Source organism: Bacillus salipaludis, assembly GCF_030938565.1.
GTDB classification, from domain to species: domain Bacteria; phylum Bacillota; class Bacilli; order Bacillales; family Cytobacillaceae; genus Neobacillus; species Neobacillus salipaludis_A.
In genome coordinates this window covers 4,592,445-4,608,873 of record NZ_JAVGVR010000001.1, presented here as the reverse complement: position 1 = coordinate 4,608,873, position 16,429 = coordinate 4,592,445, and the positions used below count along the sequence as shown (strand labels likewise).

The 16,429-nt window shown below is 39.8% G+C and carries 14 protein-coding genes, 1 pseudogene and 1 other annotated feature; of the genes and pseudogenes, 12 read left to right on the top strand and 3 right to left on the bottom strand.

What is annotated here, in order from left to right:
• Positions 1-9 precede the first annotated feature (9 nt).
• The 5 genes from RCG21_RS22745 to RCG21_RS22725 all read left to right on the top strand — a co-directional run bounded on the left by RCG21_RS22745 (position 10) and on the right by RCG21_RS22725 (position 3,470).
• Positions 10-675, top strand: coding sequence for a sulfite oxidase-like oxidoreductase (locus RCG21_RS22745; RefSeq protein ID WP_308913806.1), 666 nt, complete (start codon positions 10-12; stop codon positions 673-675).
• Entirely contained in the window at positions 668-1,390 is a 723-nt protein-coding gene (locus tag RCG21_RS22740; protein WP_308913805.1) for a nucleoside phosphorylase, read from the top strand. Before RCG21_RS22745 ends, RCG21_RS22740 begins: the two co-directional genes overlap by 8 nt.
• A 270-nt stretch (positions 1,391-1,660) precedes the next feature.
• Positions 1,661-2,089, top strand: coding sequence for a cell wall hydrolase (locus tag RCG21_RS22735; RefSeq protein ID WP_026576895.1), 429 nt, complete (start codon positions 1,661-1,663; stop codon positions 2,087-2,089).
• A 203-nt stretch (positions 2,090-2,292) separates the two neighbouring features.
• Complete coding sequence (locus RCG21_RS22730; protein WP_308913804.1) at positions 2,293-2,877, top strand: YitT family protein; 585 nt, start codon at positions 2,293-2,295, stop codon at positions 2,875-2,877.
• Between the two features lie 86 nt (positions 2,878-2,963).
• Positions 2,964-3,470, top strand: a complete 507-nt coding sequence (locus RCG21_RS22725; RefSeq protein WP_133337746.1) for a mismatch-specific DNA-glycosylase — start codon at positions 2,964-2,966, stop codon at positions 3,468-3,470.
• Positions 3,471-3,507: 37 nt separating this feature from the next.
• Here the strand turns inward: RCG21_RS22725 and shc are convergent, their stop codons facing one another.
• Positions 3,508-5,373, bottom strand: coding sequence for a squalene--hopene cyclase (gene shc / locus RCG21_RS22720; protein ID WP_133337744.1), 1,866 nt, complete (start codon positions 5,371-5,373; stop codon positions 3,508-3,510).
• A 164-nt stretch (positions 5,374-5,537) separates the two neighbouring features.
• Here shc and RCG21_RS22715 point away from each other — a divergent pair, with 164 nt between their 5' ends.
• Both RCG21_RS22715 and RCG21_RS22710 read left to right on the top strand, forming a co-directional pair.
• Positions 5,538-6,596 carry a DUF2515 domain-containing protein gene (locus RCG21_RS22715; protein ID WP_133337742.1) on the top strand — a complete coding sequence of 353 codons (1,059 nt, stop codon included), beginning with the start codon at positions 5,538-5,540 and terminating at the stop codon, positions 6,594-6,596.
• On the top strand, positions 6,523-6,984 hold the full coding sequence (locus RCG21_RS22710; protein ID WP_235824899.1) for a CBO0543 family protein: 462 nt from the start codon (positions 6,523-6,525) through the stop codon (positions 6,982-6,984). The genes RCG21_RS22715 and RCG21_RS22710 overlap by 74 nt, the downstream gene beginning before the upstream one ends.
• Positions 6,985-7,154: 170 nt before the next feature.
• Here RCG21_RS22710 and RCG21_RS22705 read toward each other — a convergent pair whose 3' ends face one another.
• Together RCG21_RS22705 and RCG21_RS22700 are read right to left on the bottom strand one after the other, a co-directional pair.
• Positions 7,155-8,024, bottom strand: a complete 870-nt coding sequence (locus tag RCG21_RS22705) for a cation diffusion facilitator family transporter (RefSeq protein WP_308913803.1) — start codon at positions 8,022-8,024, stop codon at positions 7,155-7,157.
• A 211-nt stretch (positions 8,025-8,235) separates the two neighbouring features.
• Positions 8,236-8,835, bottom strand: a complete 600-nt coding sequence (locus RCG21_RS22700; protein WP_308913802.1) for an NADPH-dependent FMN reductase — start codon at positions 8,833-8,835, stop codon at positions 8,236-8,238.
• Positions 8,836-9,024: 189 nt separating this feature from the next.
• Here RCG21_RS22700 and RCG21_RS22695 point away from each other — a divergent pair, with 189 nt between their 5' ends.
• From RCG21_RS22695 to RCG21_RS22675, 5 genes and pseudogenes are all read left to right on the top strand, one after another.
• On the top strand, positions 9,025-9,465 hold the full coding sequence (locus RCG21_RS22695) for a peptidylprolyl isomerase (RefSeq protein ID WP_026576902.1): 441 nt from the start codon (positions 9,025-9,027) through the stop codon (positions 9,463-9,465).
• A gap of 218 nt (positions 9,466-9,683) precedes the next feature.
• Positions 9,684-10,472, top strand: coding sequence for a divergent polysaccharide deacetylase family protein (locus tag RCG21_RS22690; protein ID WP_308913801.1), 789 nt, complete (start codon positions 9,684-9,686; stop codon positions 10,470-10,472).
• Between the two features lie 164 nt (positions 10,473-10,636).
• Positions 10,637-10,856, top strand: a binding site (T-box leader).
• A gap of 64 nt (positions 10,857-10,920) precedes the next feature.
• Positions 10,921-12,624 (top strand): 2-isopropylmalate synthase, encoded by a 1,704-nt coding sequence (locus RCG21_RS22685; RefSeq protein ID WP_308913800.1) that lies wholly within the window; start codon positions 10,921-10,923, stop codon positions 12,622-12,624.
• Between the two features lie 314 nt (positions 12,625-12,938).
• Positions 12,939-15,895 (top strand): annotated as a pseudogene (fdhF, locus tag RCG21_RS22680) (formate dehydrogenase subunit alpha).
• Positions 15,895-16,392: a helical membrane plugin domain-containing protein gene (locus RCG21_RS22675; protein WP_133337730.1), complete on the top strand. Its 498-nt coding sequence runs from the start codon at positions 15,895-15,897 to the stop codon at positions 16,390-16,392. Before fdhF ends, RCG21_RS22675 begins: the two are co-directional and overlap by 1 nt.
• The last annotated feature ends 37 nt before the right edge of the window (positions 16,393-16,429 follow it).

Genomic DNA, 16,429 nt, shown 5'->3' with positions numbered 1-16,429 from the left:
GAGAATAAAATGAATAAAGCTGAAAAAATCAAAAAAATGAAAGTACCGGTTAATGATAATCCCGAATTAGCATCCCGGCTTCCACAAGGGCAAGTTCTCACGGAACGGTTCCCGATTCTTCATGAGGGTGAAATCCCAACTTATGATTTAGACACTTGGACACTCAAATTATTTGGTGAAGTTGAAGAGGAAAAAGTTTTTAAGTACGCAGATATTCTAGCCATGCCACAAACATCTGTAACGTGCGATATTCATTGTGTAACAAGATGGTCAAGGTTTGATAATACGTTTCAAGGCGTTCTATTTAAAGATTTTCTAGAAGCTGCCGGAGTAAATCCGACCGGAAAATATGTGATGGTCCATGGCGATCAGGATTATACTGCCAATGTACCACTTGAAGATTTATTACGAGATGACTGTCTTTTAGCACATACTTTTGATGGAAAGCCGCTGTCTGCTAAGCATGGCTGGCCGCTTCGCCTTGTGCTGCCGCATTTATATTTCTGGAAAAGTGTCAAATGGGTGCAAGGATTCCAATTTATGAAGGAAAACCAACCGGGCTTTTGGGAACAAAACGGTTTTCATTTAAATGGAGATCCCTTTAAAGAAGAAAGATTTTCAGGAGAAGATCTGCCAATTCCAGAGGATGAATGGGAGCACAAAGATTATGACTAATAAGCTGCCTAATTTAAAAATCAATCCGGAGGAGCTGCCAAAACGAGTTCTAGTCTGTGGTGATCCTTTTCGGGCAAAAAAAATTGCCTCCCTACTTGAAAATGTCACGCTTTTAGCAGAAAGCAGGGAGTATCATAGTTTCAAAGGAAAATGGAACGGTGTCGAGGTAGGCGTGGTTAGTCATGGGGTAGGTTCTCCTGGTGCAGCCGTTTGTTTTGAAGAATTGGCCCTTGGGGGAGTACAGCAAATCATCCGGGTCGGAACAGCCGGCTCCTATCAAGCTGATGTAACACCGGGCAGTCTTGTGATTAGTAAGGCCGCTGTCCGTTGTGACGGGCTGACAAGCCAGTTAGTCCCGCAAGGTTTCCCTGCTGTTGCGGACGCTAAGATTGTGGAGGCGTTAGTTGATGCAGCGAAAAGGAATGAACTTGATGTTCATTCTGGAATCACCTTGACCTTAGATGTATTTTATCAAGGAGTTTTGGAATTTCCTCATGCCCTTTATCAGAAGGCCGGTGTTCTTGCAGTTGAAATGGAAATTTCCGCTTTATATATCATTTCGTCTTTAAGAGGAATGAAGGCTGGAGCGATTGTGGCCATTGACGGTTATGCCGATGCCGATTTACGAAATACATACAATCCGCATACGGACAAGGTTAAAGAGGCAGTGGATGATGGAATAAAAATAGCCTTAGATGCCTTGGTTACACTTTAAAAAAGGCTGTTTTTACAAAGAATATTGTTTTTAGAATAGATAAAAGGGCCTGTTGATTAAGACTCAATCGTCTTTGAAATCAACATCTCAGTCTAAATGAGGGATTCATTCGGACTTGATCGCCTTGGAAATCTTCAGCTTTGTACAATAGTTTTAATGTGAGTAAAATCAGTAAGAGAGCAACAAAGTTCATGAAAACAGCCAAAAAATTATTGGTCATCACTTCCCTCCTAAGAATATGCTATAGGTGAACAACATGGAGGTGGCGTGATGGCTGTAGTGAGGGCAAGAAAATCCGATATCGACCTGTTAGCCAGGTTGCTTCGGGCTGAAGGTGAGGGAGAAGGGGATCTTGGGATGCTTCTCATCGGGAATGTGGGAATTAACCGAATACGTGCAAACTGTTCTGATTTTAAAGGACTTCGCACCATTCCGCAAATGGTGTTTCAACCACATGCATTTGAAGCAGTTACACATGGATATTTTTATCAATCACCAAGATCATCTGAAAGACGTTTAGCGCAAAAGGTAATCGACGGGCAAAGATTTTGGCCGGCAAAATTCAGCCTATGGTATTTTAGACCGGATGGTGATTGCCCAAGTACATGGTATGATCAGCCGTTTGTTTCTCGATACAAGCTGCATTGCTTTTATGAACCAACATCCGACACATGCGCGAATGTATATAATACTTTTTAACACTCATAGAGCCGTTATGCTGACGGCTCTATTTTATTTAAAGACTGTGTTAAAGAACAATGTTGATTTTTCAAAACAAAGTTGATTGGAGCGGAAAACACACCTAAGTATGAATTAGAATATCATTAAATTCCATCTGGTCGAATAAGTTTTTCTCTTGGACATATATGTAGTAAAAAGAGTATAGGACAAGGATGGATTGCATGGTAAAAAAAATGATGGTTATTGGCTTTGGGAGTACATTAATTGGTATCGGTCTAAATGGATTTATTATTCCATTTCATTTAATCAATGGCGGGTTTATAGGAATAAGCCTGATTATAAATTATCTATGGGGATTTAAAGCCGGATTAATTTTCATTCTCCTTAATTTTCCTGTCTATATGTTTGCCTTTAAATCCAATCCGCTTTATTTTATTAATGGGATTATTGGAGCCATCATCTCCGGACTGATGATTGAATTGCTGATTCCATTAAACGGCGTCATCCATTTACCGATTATGAGCAGTGTGATTATCGGTGCAGTCATCATTGGGATTGGGGTCGGGGTGATGTTAAGAAATCATATTAGCCCTGGAGGAATGGATTTACTAGCATTGCTTTTGGCAAAATGGTCAAAGGTCAATGTCGGTGTGATTATTTTTGCAATGGACACAATGATCATTTTTGCTGCCTTGTTTTTGCTCCAGGATGCAAAACTTTTTTATTCGCTGTTGATTGTCTCGATTGTTGGATTGCTTGCAAGCATGATTACTTCTTTTCGCGGTGTGCAATTTTTTATTTCTTAATCTTTGGAAACTATTTTTGGAAGCACATTTATTTTGATAAACTATTAGAGGGAACTAAAATAAATATTTAAGGTGCAGGCAGGATAATGAAACCAATTGATGATCATTTAAAGGAAAATTTAACGATTTTATTTGTGGGATTTAATCCAAGTATTCGTTCAGGTGAAGTAGGGCATCATTATGCAAATCCAAACAACCGCTTTTGGAAAATTCTTTTTGAAGCGGGGCTGACACCAAGAAAATATGAAGCCTCAGAGGATGGGGATTTAGTAGAAAGGGGTTATGGGTTCACTAATATTGTGGCCAGGCCAACTAAGGCGGCGGATGAAATTACCAAGGAAGAATATCGCGAGGGTAGAGAAATTTTAAAAGAAAAGATTCAACGGTTTAAACCGAAAGTGGTTTGTTTTGTCGGGAAAGGCGTGTACCAGGAATATAGTGGCCGAAAAACGGCGCCATGGGGGGTACAAACGGAATCGGTTGTTCCGGGGACGATTGATTTTATCGCACCATCCTCAAGTGGACTTGTCCGAATGAGGATGGAGGAGATTGTTGAGATATACAAGCAACTAACCAAATTAATTGAAGAATAAAAACATCGAGGGGCGTGCCTTCGATGTTTTTGCTATTTTAATATCCAAATTTCTTTTGATAATGCGTAAGGGCGATTAACGGGAAAACATAGCGGTAGCTGTGATAGTGGATGTAAAAGGCGCCCGCCATACCTTGGCCCTTTGGATAGTCTATTGTCCAATCCTCTTTTTCGAGCGAAGCGAGCAAATACGAAATTCCCCTATCAATCTCTTTTGTTGGCTGATCCGTTGCTGCGATCAAGGCATCAAGTGCCCAGGCGGTATGCGTCAACGTACTTGCGCGGAGCGGGACATAGGTTTCCTGATTATCACTGTGACAAGATTCGCCCCAGCCACCATCATCATTTTGAGTGCTCTTCAGCCAATTTACCGCCTTTACGACAGCCGGTTCAGCGGCAGGGACTCCGACCGATAAAAGTCCTGTGATCGCTGCCCATGTCCCGTAAAGGTAGCAAATTCCCCATCTTCCATACCAAGATCCGTTCTTTTCCTGGTTTTTTATAAGCCATTTGACAGCTTTTTTCACATCCTCATGGTTGCGTGATAGATTCGTAAAATTCCCGAAGAATTCAAGGGTCCGGCCCGTAAGATCTGCACAAGTAGGGTCCAATAACATATACTTCCCTTTTTCAACGGGTAAAAACTCAACAATCTTCGAATTGACGTTTTTTTCAAAGGCTGCCCAGCCGCCATCATCATTTTGCATCGAAAAAATCCAATTAATCCCTCGATCCCAAGTGTTAAGATGAGTGGAAGCGATTCTTGAAATCGAGCGCAGTGAGGCGGTGGTATCATCAACATCCGGGAGTATATGGTTCACATGGGAAAACCCCCAGCCCCCCGGCAGACTGTTCGGATTATGAATCACCCAATCACCGAACTTATGATGCTGCCTTTCTAATAAATATTGGTTTGCCCTCACGATCATTGGATCTTCCGGTACAATACCTGCCCCCTGCAGCGCATAACCAATTAATGAGGTATTCCAAACATTTGCCGTCGTGTACTGCATATGGGGCAGGCCTTTGATCTCACATTTCATAGACTTAATTCCATTTACCGCATTGATAATAATCGGGTCTGTCTTTTTGTACCCCAGTGAGAGGAGTGCGAAAATCATTAAAAATGTGCAGCTATAATAGCTGTAAAACGTACCATCCGTCTCTATTCGGTCGAGCATATATTTTTTGGCCCGTTCGATGGCTAATCTGTGGAGGTCACCAGGTAATCCGAGTAAATTTTTCACACCATCTTCAAGGAAGGAAAACAGCGACCGCATTTCGCTTGTTCGAATCCATGGGTCAGGTGTGTTTCGGTCTATCTGCAATTCCGATAAATTTGGACTTTTTGCTGTGGTGAGGGTGAACTTTTTATCTGCCAAAATCATAATGGGAGTAAGATTTGCCCTGCCGAAAACGGAAAAAGAGTAAAAGTTAACGGGGAAACTAAGCGGCAAAAGAATGATTTCAACTGGCATCGGAGAAAATTTCGGCCAGTTATATTGTCCGGTTATGGCCAGCATCACCTTTGTATACATGCTTGCTTCTTCTAAGCCGCCATTCGCCAAAATAAATATTTTGGCTGCCCTCAAACGTCGGTCGTTCTTTTGATAATACCCTGAATAAAGTAGAGCGTAATAGGCCTCAATGGTGGCTGTCAGATTTCCTTCGCCCTCATCGTAAAATATTTTCCAAGCACCATTCTTTTCCTGCCTGGATAATAATCGCTCAGCTAACCCTTGGATTAATTCTTCATCATGTAATTCCAATGTCCTTAATAAAATAATCATATATGCATCTGTTGAAATTCCTGTTTCAAAGGGATAGTTCCATGAGCCGTCGGGAGATTGATCGTTCTTCAGCTTTCCTACAATCCAGTCGATGCCCTTACTTGCAGTGATCATTCTATAATCTCATTCCTCTCCCATTAATGGATTCTTATCTATACATATTCCCTTTAGGTAAGGAGAATTCGTAGGGGAGGTGCTGCGTCATATTTTTTCTGCGAAATCGTGAAAAATCTCCGCTTGAAATTATTACCGAAGAACTGAAGAAGAAAAGCAAACTGATGGGGAAGGCTTCTGTTCATGAAGAGCTGTTACCGAAACAGGATCGCTTACTGTTAAAACAAATAAGGCTGAAAACCCAAGAACATAATCTAAATAATGTCACAAGGACGCGAGCGTATTTTGAATTTTATCAATACCATCCCGAAATACATTGGGCATTTTTAGGTCATATGGTTTCAAGGAACGGCGGCTTTAATATGACCGATTTAAAAGGAGAATTTTTGACGAGATTGTTATCGAAAAAAGAAAGGAATTCATTTTTTTCCTTTCTGGAGCGGGGTAATTGGCTGATTTTCCAGGATGCCTATCCACAATTTTTACTTTATCGCGAAAGCCTTACTGTCCATAAACCGTTATTTTACTTATTTCCATACCTAAATATTTCGACCTTCATGGAAACCATTTGGAATCATTTTTGGCAAAATCATGACACCTACATCCTTACGATGGCCCTTATTGTCAATGAGCAAAGCTATTTAGAAAAGAGAGTCGTGCAAAATCCTCAATATAAGAAGGAGGTGTTCAATAAACTGGAGTTTAAACTGCAAGATTTGCTTTCCTTTAACCAAATTCTTTTTCCGTATGGAAATAAAAAGATGGTTGGCCAGACCCTTCATCAGTTTGGCTCGGTCAATGAGCGAATTCTATTAGGTAAACGATTATATGCTGTTTTATATCAGGACCGGGAGATTTTTGAGGGTGTGGTAGAATGGGCAAAAAGTCATCCGCATACAGGTTCAAGAAAGGATTACTGGCCGGATGTTTTCAATCATGTCAATGAAGGAGTTCCGGGCCTGGCTTACCAGCTGCGTTTAAAATCCTGCCGTCTGCGGCCTGGTGAAAGAAAAATATTTAGTCCCAATTTGGAATCCGCTTGGAAAAATCGATCTCATCCTGAAGCGGAAAAAGGTGATTGGTTTCTCGACTGGCGAGTTGTGGATTATTTAAAAGAGGACAATGAATCTTATGATGGGGAGATTAAGAATGAATACTGTAAAACACTTGAACGGCTCGAGCTTGCCGCCCTTGCGAAAAAAGCGATATCTATTTTGGATTAAGACGTATATTCCGGCAATGCTGCTTGGCTCACTTCTTGGAACGTATTTAGACCTTTATTTTGTTGAAAAACAAATGTATCGTTTTCCAATTCGGCCCTATCCTGAAATTTTTTCGATTAATATTGTGTTCACCCTTGTGGTGCTTCCTGTCTTTATTTTTATTTATCTTTATTTGATGAAAAAGGTAAATGGTTGGGGGAAGGCGGGAATTGTCCTATTTTTAAGTCTTTTCATGCCAATCATGGAAAAGTTATTAGAGATGATAGGGATGTTCGCTCATTCCAGTGAATGGAAACACCTTTATACGGCAGGAGGCTATTTAATTTTTTTAACGGTGATTTATAGCTTTTTTCATTGGATGGAGAATAAAAACAAAAGCCAAGACTAATGTCTTGGCTTTTCAGGTACCCGCGTAAGCGGCACCTGCCCCTTCCGTCCGTACAGTGGTTAAGTGTCCCGCAACAAGCGAATGTTCGGAAGGGTACCTCTAGCTTACCACAAATTTGGAAAAAATAAAGATGGTTTCAAACTTTCTTTTCTTGTTTAAAAAGTGTTATTTTAATTAGGTTCTACGTGGACATGGACATCAAAGACATGATGTTCCTTTATCAATTCATTTTCAACTTTGGTTGCAATATCATGAGCTCCACGAATATCTAAATCAGAATTTACTAGGATTACGATGTCCACAACCACGTTATTTCCGTAATTCCTAGCCTTGATGTCTTGAACACCTTTTACACCATAACACTTAATAATCGTATCTTTATATGATTCTATTTGTTTTACATCAAAACCATCAGTTAAATGATGCGATGTATCTCTAAAAATCTCCCAACCAGTCTTACAAATTATGAGTCCAACAATTATAGCAGTAATAGGGTCTAACCAAGGAAGGCCAAACTGGGCACCCATAATTCCGATGAATGTTCCTACGCTAACCCATGCATCTGAGAGATTATCCTTCGCTGCGGCCATTACCGATTGACTATTAATTTCCGATGCTAGGTTTTTATTATACCGATATACAAGATACATGACGAAAGCACAAAAGAGTCCTGTCCATGCCGAAACTAAGTCTGGAGATCCGTTTTCCCCGCTAAAAGTACTAGAAATCGCTTCATATGTAACTTGTATTCCGACACCAATCATAATAAACGAAGCAACCATTGAGGCAACTGTTTCTGCCTTCCAGTGACCATAGGGATGGTCGTCATCAGCAGGTCGCTGTGATAATTTTAGTCCAATCAAAACCGCAATTGATGCAATTATATCTGTGGCATTATTTAAACCATCTGCTTTTAAGGCTTCGGAATTGGCTGCATAACCAATGAATAATTTTAATGAGGACAAACAAATATAGGCAATAATACTTATAATTGCTCCTCGTTCTCCTCTTTTAAGATCTATATATCCTTGCTCATTCATTTTTCTATCCTCCACTATTTCTCCTTTCTATTATTAAATAAAAATATCTAGTGGGTCTAGAGAAACCTTTTGTCCCTTTTCTAAATTAGTAATGAGCATGAAAAAAAGTTTCTTATGGCAAACAATTGATAAGAAAAATGAAAACAACTATAATTCTTTACCCATAAAAAAATAAGGGGGGTTTTTATACCCCGCCTTTTTTGCGAACGCTTTATCGTAAAGTTTTTAATGCACCGCTCCATGCGATAAGTTGATCAAGCATAGCATTTACATTATTAAGATGTAAATCTTGAGGTTTGAAATTGGATCCGTTCTCGAAATCCGTAAATAATGATAATGTTGGATGTACTCGAACATCAGCTATTAGTAATTCACCACAGATTCCACGTAAATGTTCAGCTGCACGAGCACCGCCAGTAGAGCCATAGCTGACAATACCTGCTGCTTTATTATTCCATTCATCACGAGCAGAATCTAATGCATTTTTTAATGCACCTGTAATACTGTGATTATATTCCGCAACGATAAATACAAAACCGTCTAAAGAAGCCAGTTTTTCTGACCAGGCTTTTAATCCAGGTTCATCTCCTGCAGTTGTAAAAACAAATGGCAGATTGAATTGGGCAATATCCACAATCTCATAATCTGCATCCCCACGTTTATCAGCAATTCCTTTAACCCATTCTCCAACTTGCGGACTCACTCTGCCTTGGCGTGTACTACCTAAAATAATTCCTATTTTTTGTTTTTCATTTGCCATTACTTCTTCCTCCTTTGTGGAATTTCCGAATAATTTGTTTAAAAGACCCATAAGATCAACTGCCTCAATTCATATTCTATTGCTCTTTCTCTTAATGGCTCTAACAAATTTATTATGAGGAACGAAGTCATACTCTATTCCTAAACTCCTTAGTTACAGTTGTTTGAAATGAAGGAAAATAGTTGATATAATAACTTCTTGGGTTAGGTATGAAAAAATCAGTATTAGGAGATGAATGGAATGACAAAAAAGGGATACATATCAATGCAAAATGGAAACAAAATCGAATTTGAACTTTATCCAAACGAAGCACCTGGTACAGTTGCTAACTTTGAAAAATTAGCAAAAGAAGGCTTCTACAATGGATTAACATTCCACCGTGTCATCCCTGGCTTTGTAAGTCAAGGCGGGTGCCCGAGCGGTACAGGGACTGGCGGTCCTGGTTACACCATCAAATGTGAAACTGAAGGAAATCCGCATAAACACGTTCCAGGTGCGTTCTCAATGGCACATGCGGGCAGAGACACTGGCGGCAGCCAATTCTTTATTGTTCACGAATCACAGCCTCACCTAAATGGTGTTCACACCGTTTTCGGACAAGTGACTTCAGGACTTGAACATGCAAAAGCAATGAGAAATGGCGATGTAATGGAGAAAGTCGAAGTATTTGATGAAGAATAGGATTTGAAAAAGGCTGTCCGGAAAGTTTTCTTTTTGGACGGCCTTTTTTGTGTTTTTGGGGGGAATTCAGCTTCGCAGATAAAGTCGGGCTTTACGCAGATAAAAAAGCCTTAACCGCAGATAAATCAATATGCATCACAGATAAATTTCATTTTTACGCAGATAAATTATTCAAAATCCGGGCAAATTATCTTCAAATCCTAATTTTGGGGGGCTATATGAAGAAATTTGCTTTTATTTTCATTTCCTTACTGTTATTTTTTATCGGTTCTCCTGTTTTTGCAGAAAAAAATGTACCTTACAAATTAAAAGCGGCCATTATTATTGATGATTTCGGCGGTGGAACCGGGGGTGTGCGTGACTTTTTAGAAGGAGATATACCAATTACAGCTGCCGTTATGCCTTTTACAGAAAAATCAAAGGAACATGCCGAATGGGCTCATAAAAATGGTTTTGAGGTCATCGTCCATTTACCTATGGAACCGAAAAGAGGAAAAAGATCATGGCTCGGTCCAAAACCCATTACCGTAGATCTTTCTCCAAAAGAAGTAAAAGCTCGTGTTGAAGAGGCGATTAATACCGTCCCATATGCTGTAGGACTGAACAATCATATGGGTTCACTTGCGGTGGAGAACGAGCCAATTGTCCGGGCGATAGTAGAAGTTGCCAAGGAAAAAGGTCTCTACCTTATTGATAGTGGGACAAGTCCACAGAGTAAATTTCCAAAAGTCGCTGAAGAATTAGGTGTACCGCTTTTAAAAAGAGATGTGTTTCTTGATGATATTTCATCGTCCTCATATGTGAGAAAACAAATGATTCGACTTGCAAAGGTGACAGAAATCAAGGGACAAGGGATTGCAATTGGACATGTCGGGATTACGGGAAAAGTTTGTTCGATCGGTATTTTTGAATCACTAGATGAATTTAATAGGCGACACATTAAAATTGTCCCTGTGTCAGAGCTCTTTGCTAAAAAAATGAAGAAGAAAACATTTCCCCTTTATTAATATAGGATTTAAACGTCGAGCTATTTAAGAGTCGGCGTTTTTAATTTCGTAAATTTAATTTCATTTTTCTTAAACGCTTTTTAAATATTGAAAAAATTAAAAATACAGCTTGATTGTTAGGTAATTCTGTTATAAAATTAGAAAAATTAAAAAGTTAAATAAATGGAAACACATTGAATGGGAGTATTAAGGAATATTTATTGCTTAGAGAGCTGTCGGCTGGTGAGAGACAGTCAATAAATTCCCCAACTCGCCCAGGAGTGGTAAAGCTGATAGGTAGGCTTTACCGGTTGACAGCCGTAATCAAGTCATGAAGTGGGTTCGTTTGTTTGTATGCGAATCAAAAAGAGTGGTACCACGTAGGCAAAGCCTGTCGTCTCTTATGAGATGATAGGCTTTTTTATTTTAACTAAACGAACGATAAAAAAATATAAAGGTGGTCGTCAGAATGAAAAACGTTCAAAAGTATTCTAGAGGATATTTTATGCCCCCAGTGAAAAGCTTGAAATGGACAGACAAGGAGTACATAGAGGAAGCTCCTACATGGTGCAGTGTGGACTTAAGAGATGGAAATCAGGCTTTAATCGTACCAATGAGTTTGGAGGAAAAGCTGGAATATTTTCAATTGCTTTTGGATGTAGGTTTCAAGGAAATAGAAGTCGGTTTTCCTGCTGCATCGGATACAGAATATACTTTTTTACGTACCTTGATTGAAAAGGATCTGATTCCGGACGATGTAACGATTCAAGTGTTAACACAGTCCAGAGAACATATTATAAGAAAAACGTTTGAATCGCTTCAAGGAGCAAAAAAAGCTGTCGTACACCTTTACAATTCGACATCATTGGCACAGCGTGAGCAAGTTTTTCAAAAAACGGAAGAAGAAATTATCGACATTGCTGTAACTGGAGCAAAACTACTTAAGAAATATTCTGCTGAAACCGAGGGGAATTTCCAGTTTCAATATTCACCGGAAAGCTTCACGGGTACAGAGATGGAGTTCGCACTTGATATATGCAACCAGGTACTTGATATATGGCAGCCTACTGCCGAGAACAAGGTGATTATCAACCTTCCGGCTACAGTATCAATGTCAATGCCTCACGTTTACGCAAGTCAAATTGAGTATATGAGTGATCATCTGAACTACCGAGACAATGTGATCCTGTCACTCCATCCACACAATGACAGGGGAACAGGGGTTGCAGATGCAGAGCTGGGAATGCTTGCCGGAGCGCAGAGAGTAGAAGGAACACTGTTTGGAAATGGCGAGAGAACAGGAAACGTCGACATCGTAACGCTTGCCTTAAATATGTTTTCGCACGGAGTAAATCCAAAGCTTAATTTTGAAAATATCCCTACCATCCTTGGCAAGTATGAAGAATTAACAAGAATGAGGGTTCCTGAAAGACATCCATATGGCGGTGAACTTGTCTTTACTGCATTTTCAGGATCCCATCAGGATGCGATTGCAAAAGGGATGAACTGGCGTGAGGAAGAGGAACGTCAGTATTGGACAGTACCTTACCTATTGATTGATCCAAAGGATATTGGAAGACAGTATGAGGGAGATATCATCCGTATTAACAGCCAATCCGGTAAAGGGGGCATTGGTTATGTGCTTAAGCAAAATTATGGGCTTGATCTGCCTGCGGAAATGCGTGAAAGCTTCGGATATCATGTTAAAAATGTATCGGACCGTTTGCACAAGGAGCTTATGCCAAATGAAATCTATGACATTTTCATCAATGAATATGTGAATATTAATACTCCTGTTGAGTTTATCAATTACCGATTTACTCAAAATGAAAATTATGAAACCAATTTATCCATCAAAATCGATAACGAGGTTCATGAAGCATTAGGTGTGGGGAATGGAAGACTGGACGCAATTAGCAATGTTCTCCAAACGACATTAGGTATTCAATATAAAGATTTACTTTATAAGCAGCATGCTTTAGAAATCGGCTCGGGATCAAATGCTGTATCTTATGTAGGGTTTACCGCATTGGATGGTGCTGTTTATTGGGGCTGTGGGATTGACGCAGATATTATGACCTCCTCTGTAAAAGCTCTGTTTAGTTCAGTTAACAACATGATATCCAGTGTCAAACCAAAAATTGAAACAGGATATTCTCTTTCAAATAAATAAGCAGGCTATAGAAATAGTGCCTTTGCTGTTTTTAGTGGTCAAGTTGGATCAACTCGTAGGGTTTAATACTATTAGCATTCAATTTGTTATTGAGATTAAATATTAAATGTACTATAATTACAGTATTAAAGTTCATGGATGTTAAGTAATGTCAAATTGCTTACTTCTATGTTGTTTTTATATTTTTATTGGTGAGACGGATAACTAGTAGGATAAACTGCTTAGATATTAGCCCGCCATAAAATAGTTTGTGTAAAGTCATACACACACTATTTTATGGCGGGCTTTTTATTTTGGAAAAGGGAGAGTTTACATTGTCTGAAATAGTGAGAGTGAAGATAAATGGCAAGGAACGTGAGGTAGAAAAGGGGCTTCGTATTCTCGACTATCTGTTGCAACAAGGAATAGAGCACCCGCATATCTGTTATTCAGAGGTATTAGGGCCAATCCAAACCTGTGATACGTGTATGTGTGAGATCGATGGAAAAATTATGCGGGCCTGTTCTACGATAATGGAGGAAGGAATGAATATTATGACTTCCTCAGAAATGGCCAAAACTGCACAAACAGAAGCAATGGATCGTATTTTGGAGAATCACTTACTTTATTGTACGGTTTGCGACAATAATAACGGGAATTGTCGTGTTCATAATACAGCGGAATTTTTAGAAATTGAACATCAAACTCGTCCATTCCGAGAAAAAGGATATGAAGTAGATATGTCACATCCTTTTTACCGATACGATCCCAATCAATGTATTCTTTGCGGCCGTTGTGTAGAAGTGTGCCAAGATCTGCAAGTTAATGAAACTTTAACGATTGATTGGGAACGAAAAATGCCACGTGTCTTGTGGGATAATGGCAAGTCCATCAATGAATCATCCTGTGTATCCTGCGGACAATGTGCAACAGTATGTCCATGTAATGCACTAATGGAAAAATCGATGCTGGGCGAAGCTGGATTTATGACAGCCATTCCGAAAGATTTGTTAAACCCAATGGTTGATCTTATTAAAGAAGTTGAACCGGACTATAAGACCATTTTTGCTTTATCCGAAGTAGAAGCATCGATGCGGGAGACCCGTACGAAGAAAACCAAAACCGTTTGCACGTTTTGTGGAGTAGGCTGTTCGTTTGAAGTCTGGACAAAGGGCCGCGAAATTTTAAAAATTGAACCAACTGAAAATGGTCCTGTAAATAGCGTTTCTACCTGTGTGAAAGGAAAGTTCGGATGGGATTTTGTCAATAGTGAAGAGCGGCTTACTACCCCTTTAATTCGAAAAGGGGATGAGTTTGTTCCAGCAACTTGGGATGAAGCCTTGACATTGATAGCGGACAAAATGGGTACGATTAAACAAACCTATGGCGGGCGTGCATTAGGATTTGTAAGTTCTTCCAAAACAACAAACGAGGACGCCTATCTTATGCAAAAATTAGCCCGTCAAGTATTTGAATCAAACAACATTGACAACTGTTCGCGATACTGTCAGTCACCTGCATCAGATGGATTGCTTACCACGGTTGGATACGGAGGGGACTCCGGGACCATTAAAGATATTGCAAGCAGCGGTCTTGTCATCATTATTGGCGCGAACCCAACTGAAGGACACCCAGTGCTAGCGACTCGGGTTAAGCGCGCAAAGAAATTATACGGCCAAAAATTGATTGTTTCCGATCTTCGAAAACATGAAATGGCTGAGCGTTCTGATCTGTTTTTACATCCAAAACAGGGAACAGATTATGTTTGGATTACGGCTGTTGCCAAATATATAATCGATCAAGGTTGGCATAATGAAAGATTTATTGAAAAACGTGTAAATCAATACAATGAGTACCTTAAACTCCTTGAAAAATACACACTTGAATATGCAGAGGAATTAACGGGTCTTTCAAAAGAACAGCTTATTGAAACAGCCAGAATGATTCATAAGGCAGATGGAACTTCTATTTTATGGGGAATGGGTGTCACTCAAAATGTTGCTGGTTCCCATACATCAGCAGCTATCGCTAATCTTTTGCTCGTAACGGGAAACTTTGGCCGTCATGGTGCGGGGGCATATCCTCTTCGCGGTCATAACAATGTACAAGGTTCCTGTGACATGGGGACCCTTCCACAATGGCTTCCAGGGAATCAACGTTTATCAGACGATATGGCCCGAGCAAAGTTTGAGAAAGCATATGGAGTCGAAATTTCCGATAAGCCAGGGTTAACAAATATTGAAATGTTAGAAGCAGTGGAGCAAGGCGAATTAAAAGCCATGTATCTAATGGGAGAAGATATGGCATGGGTCGATTCAAACTCAAACCATGTGCATGATACCCTTAGCAAACTTGAATTCTTTGTTGTACAGGATGTTTTCCTAACGAAAACAGCACAATTTGCAGATGTTGTTTTACCGGCTGCTCCGTCACTTGAGAAAGATGGAACCTTCACCAATACAGAGCGACGCATTCAACGGCTGTATCGTGCACTTGATCCATTAGGTGATTCTAAACCGGATTGGTGGATCATTCAACAAATCGCGAAATACATGGGTGTTAATTGGAACTACGAACACCCAAGCGAAATTATGGATGAGATTTCTAGCTTGTCACCGATTTTTGCAGGTGTATCGTATGAACGGCTTGAGGGATGGAACAGTTTACATTGGCCAGTGCAAAAAGATGGTACGGATGAGCCGCTTCTCTTTACGGAACGTTTTAACTTTCCAGATGGAAAAGCTTGTTTTTCCCTTGAGGAATATGTTCCTCCTATTGAATTTTCAAATGAATTCGACCTAACCTTGAATAATGGACGACTTTTAGAACATTTTCATGAAGGGAATATGACGAATAAATCGAAAGGGATTCAGTATAAGTTACCTGAAGTATTCGTAGAAGTTTCTCCGGAACTTTCCGGGAACGCGGTGTAAAAGACGGCTCGCTAGTACGGCTTGTGTCACCTTATGGTGCGATTAAGCTTCGGACGATCGTAACAGATCGGGTACACGGAAAAGAACTCTATGTCCCCATGCATTCTGTCAGTCATGAAAATGCTATCAATCTATTAACTGGAAGCGTGGGAGATGTTCGGACACAAACACCAGCCTATAAGCAGACAAAAGTAAAAATGGAATTAATAAATGTAAAAGGTCGTACACCGCTTCCGTTGTATAATCCTCGGTATGCAGAGAGAACTCCACAACTCGGTGTACAGGTGGAACGAAAATGGGCACGTAATGATTATGAGCCGATTGCAGACTTGAACGATATTTCAAGGGGGAATAAGTGATGGCGAAACCAATTACCAAGATAAAAGAACCTATTTTTTCAGAAGAGGAAAAACAGGTTGATAGACTTGAAAGTGTTATACAGGATTTAGCAGAAAACGCGGATGGAATTAAAGAAACAATTAAGCTTCTTCAAGAGCTTCACGAAAGTGGTGTTCTTGAAGCTCTAAATAGTCTTATTGAGGCGAAAGAAAAAGTTGCAAAAATTGCGGTAGGACAATTGTTGCGTCCTCCTGTTACCAATGCGATTAACAATGGGATGGCTGCAGCGGGAGCCCTGACAGAACTCAATCCCGAAATGACAAAGAAGATAATGAGCGGGATGACAAGAGGAATTGAAAAAGCAGAGAAGGAACTTCGAATAAATAAAAAAATCGGTGTTTTTAAATTAGTAAAACTCATGAGAGACAATGATATTAACCATGCTTTGGCATTTTCATTATATTTACTACAAGGAATTGGAGAAGGATTAAAGGAGCATTCAAAAGAGAACAAGTAATTTTAAGATTCATTTATTGCTTGGGTTCACTGACTAC

Excerpts from the sequence above, each read along its gene's own strand:
- RCG21_RS22730 (WP_308913804.1), top strand. The coding sequence starts at position 2,293 with ATGGTAAAAAAAATGATGGTTATTGGCTTTGGGAGTACATTAATTGGT.
- RCG21_RS22735 (WP_026576895.1), top strand. The coding sequence starts at position 1,661 with ATGGCTGTAGTGAGGGCAAGAAAATCCGATATCGACCTGTTAGCCAGG.
- RCG21_RS22710 (WP_235824899.1), top strand. The coding sequence starts at position 6,523 with ATGAATACTGTAAAACACTTGAACGGCTCGAGCTTGCCGCCCTTGCGA.
- RCG21_RS22725 (WP_133337746.1), top strand. The coding sequence starts at position 2,964 with ATGAAACCAATTGATGATCATTTAAAGGAAAATTTAACGATTTTATTT.
- RCG21_RS22695 (WP_026576902.1), top strand. The coding sequence starts at position 9,025 with ATGACAAAAAAGGGATACATATCAATGCAAAATGGAAACAAAATCGAA.
- RCG21_RS22690 (WP_308913801.1), top strand. The coding sequence starts at position 9,684 with ATGAAGAAATTTGCTTTTATTTTCATTTCCTTACTGTTATTTTTTATC.
- RCG21_RS22705 (WP_308913803.1), bottom strand. The coding sequence starts at position 8,024 with ATGAATGAGCAAGGATATATAGATCTTAAAAGAGGAGAACGAGGAGCA.
- RCG21_RS22700 (WP_308913802.1), bottom strand. The coding sequence starts at position 8,835 with ATGGGTCTTTTAAACAAATTATTCGGAAATTCCACAAAGGAGGAAGAA.
- RCG21_RS22745 (WP_308913806.1), top strand. The coding sequence starts at position 10 with ATGAATAAAGCTGAAAAAATCAAAAAAATGAAAGTACCGGTTAATGAT.
- RCG21_RS22685 (WP_308913800.1), top strand. The coding sequence starts at position 10,921 with ATGAAAAACGTTCAAAAGTATTCTAGAGGATATTTTATGCCCCCAGTG.
- RCG21_RS22740 (WP_308913805.1), top strand. The coding sequence starts at position 668 with ATGACTAATAAGCTGCCTAATTTAAAAATCAATCCGGAGGAGCTGCCA.
- shc (WP_133337744.1), bottom strand. The coding sequence starts at position 5,373 with ATGATCACTGCAAGTAAGGGCATCGACTGGATTGTAGGAAAGCTGAAG.
- RCG21_RS22675 (WP_133337730.1), top strand. The coding sequence starts at position 15,895 with ATGGCGAAACCAATTACCAAGATAAAAGAACCTATTTTTTCAGAAGAG.
- RCG21_RS22715 (WP_133337742.1), top strand. The coding sequence starts at position 5,538 with ATGGGGAAGGCTTCTGTTCATGAAGAGCTGTTACCGAAACAGGATCGC.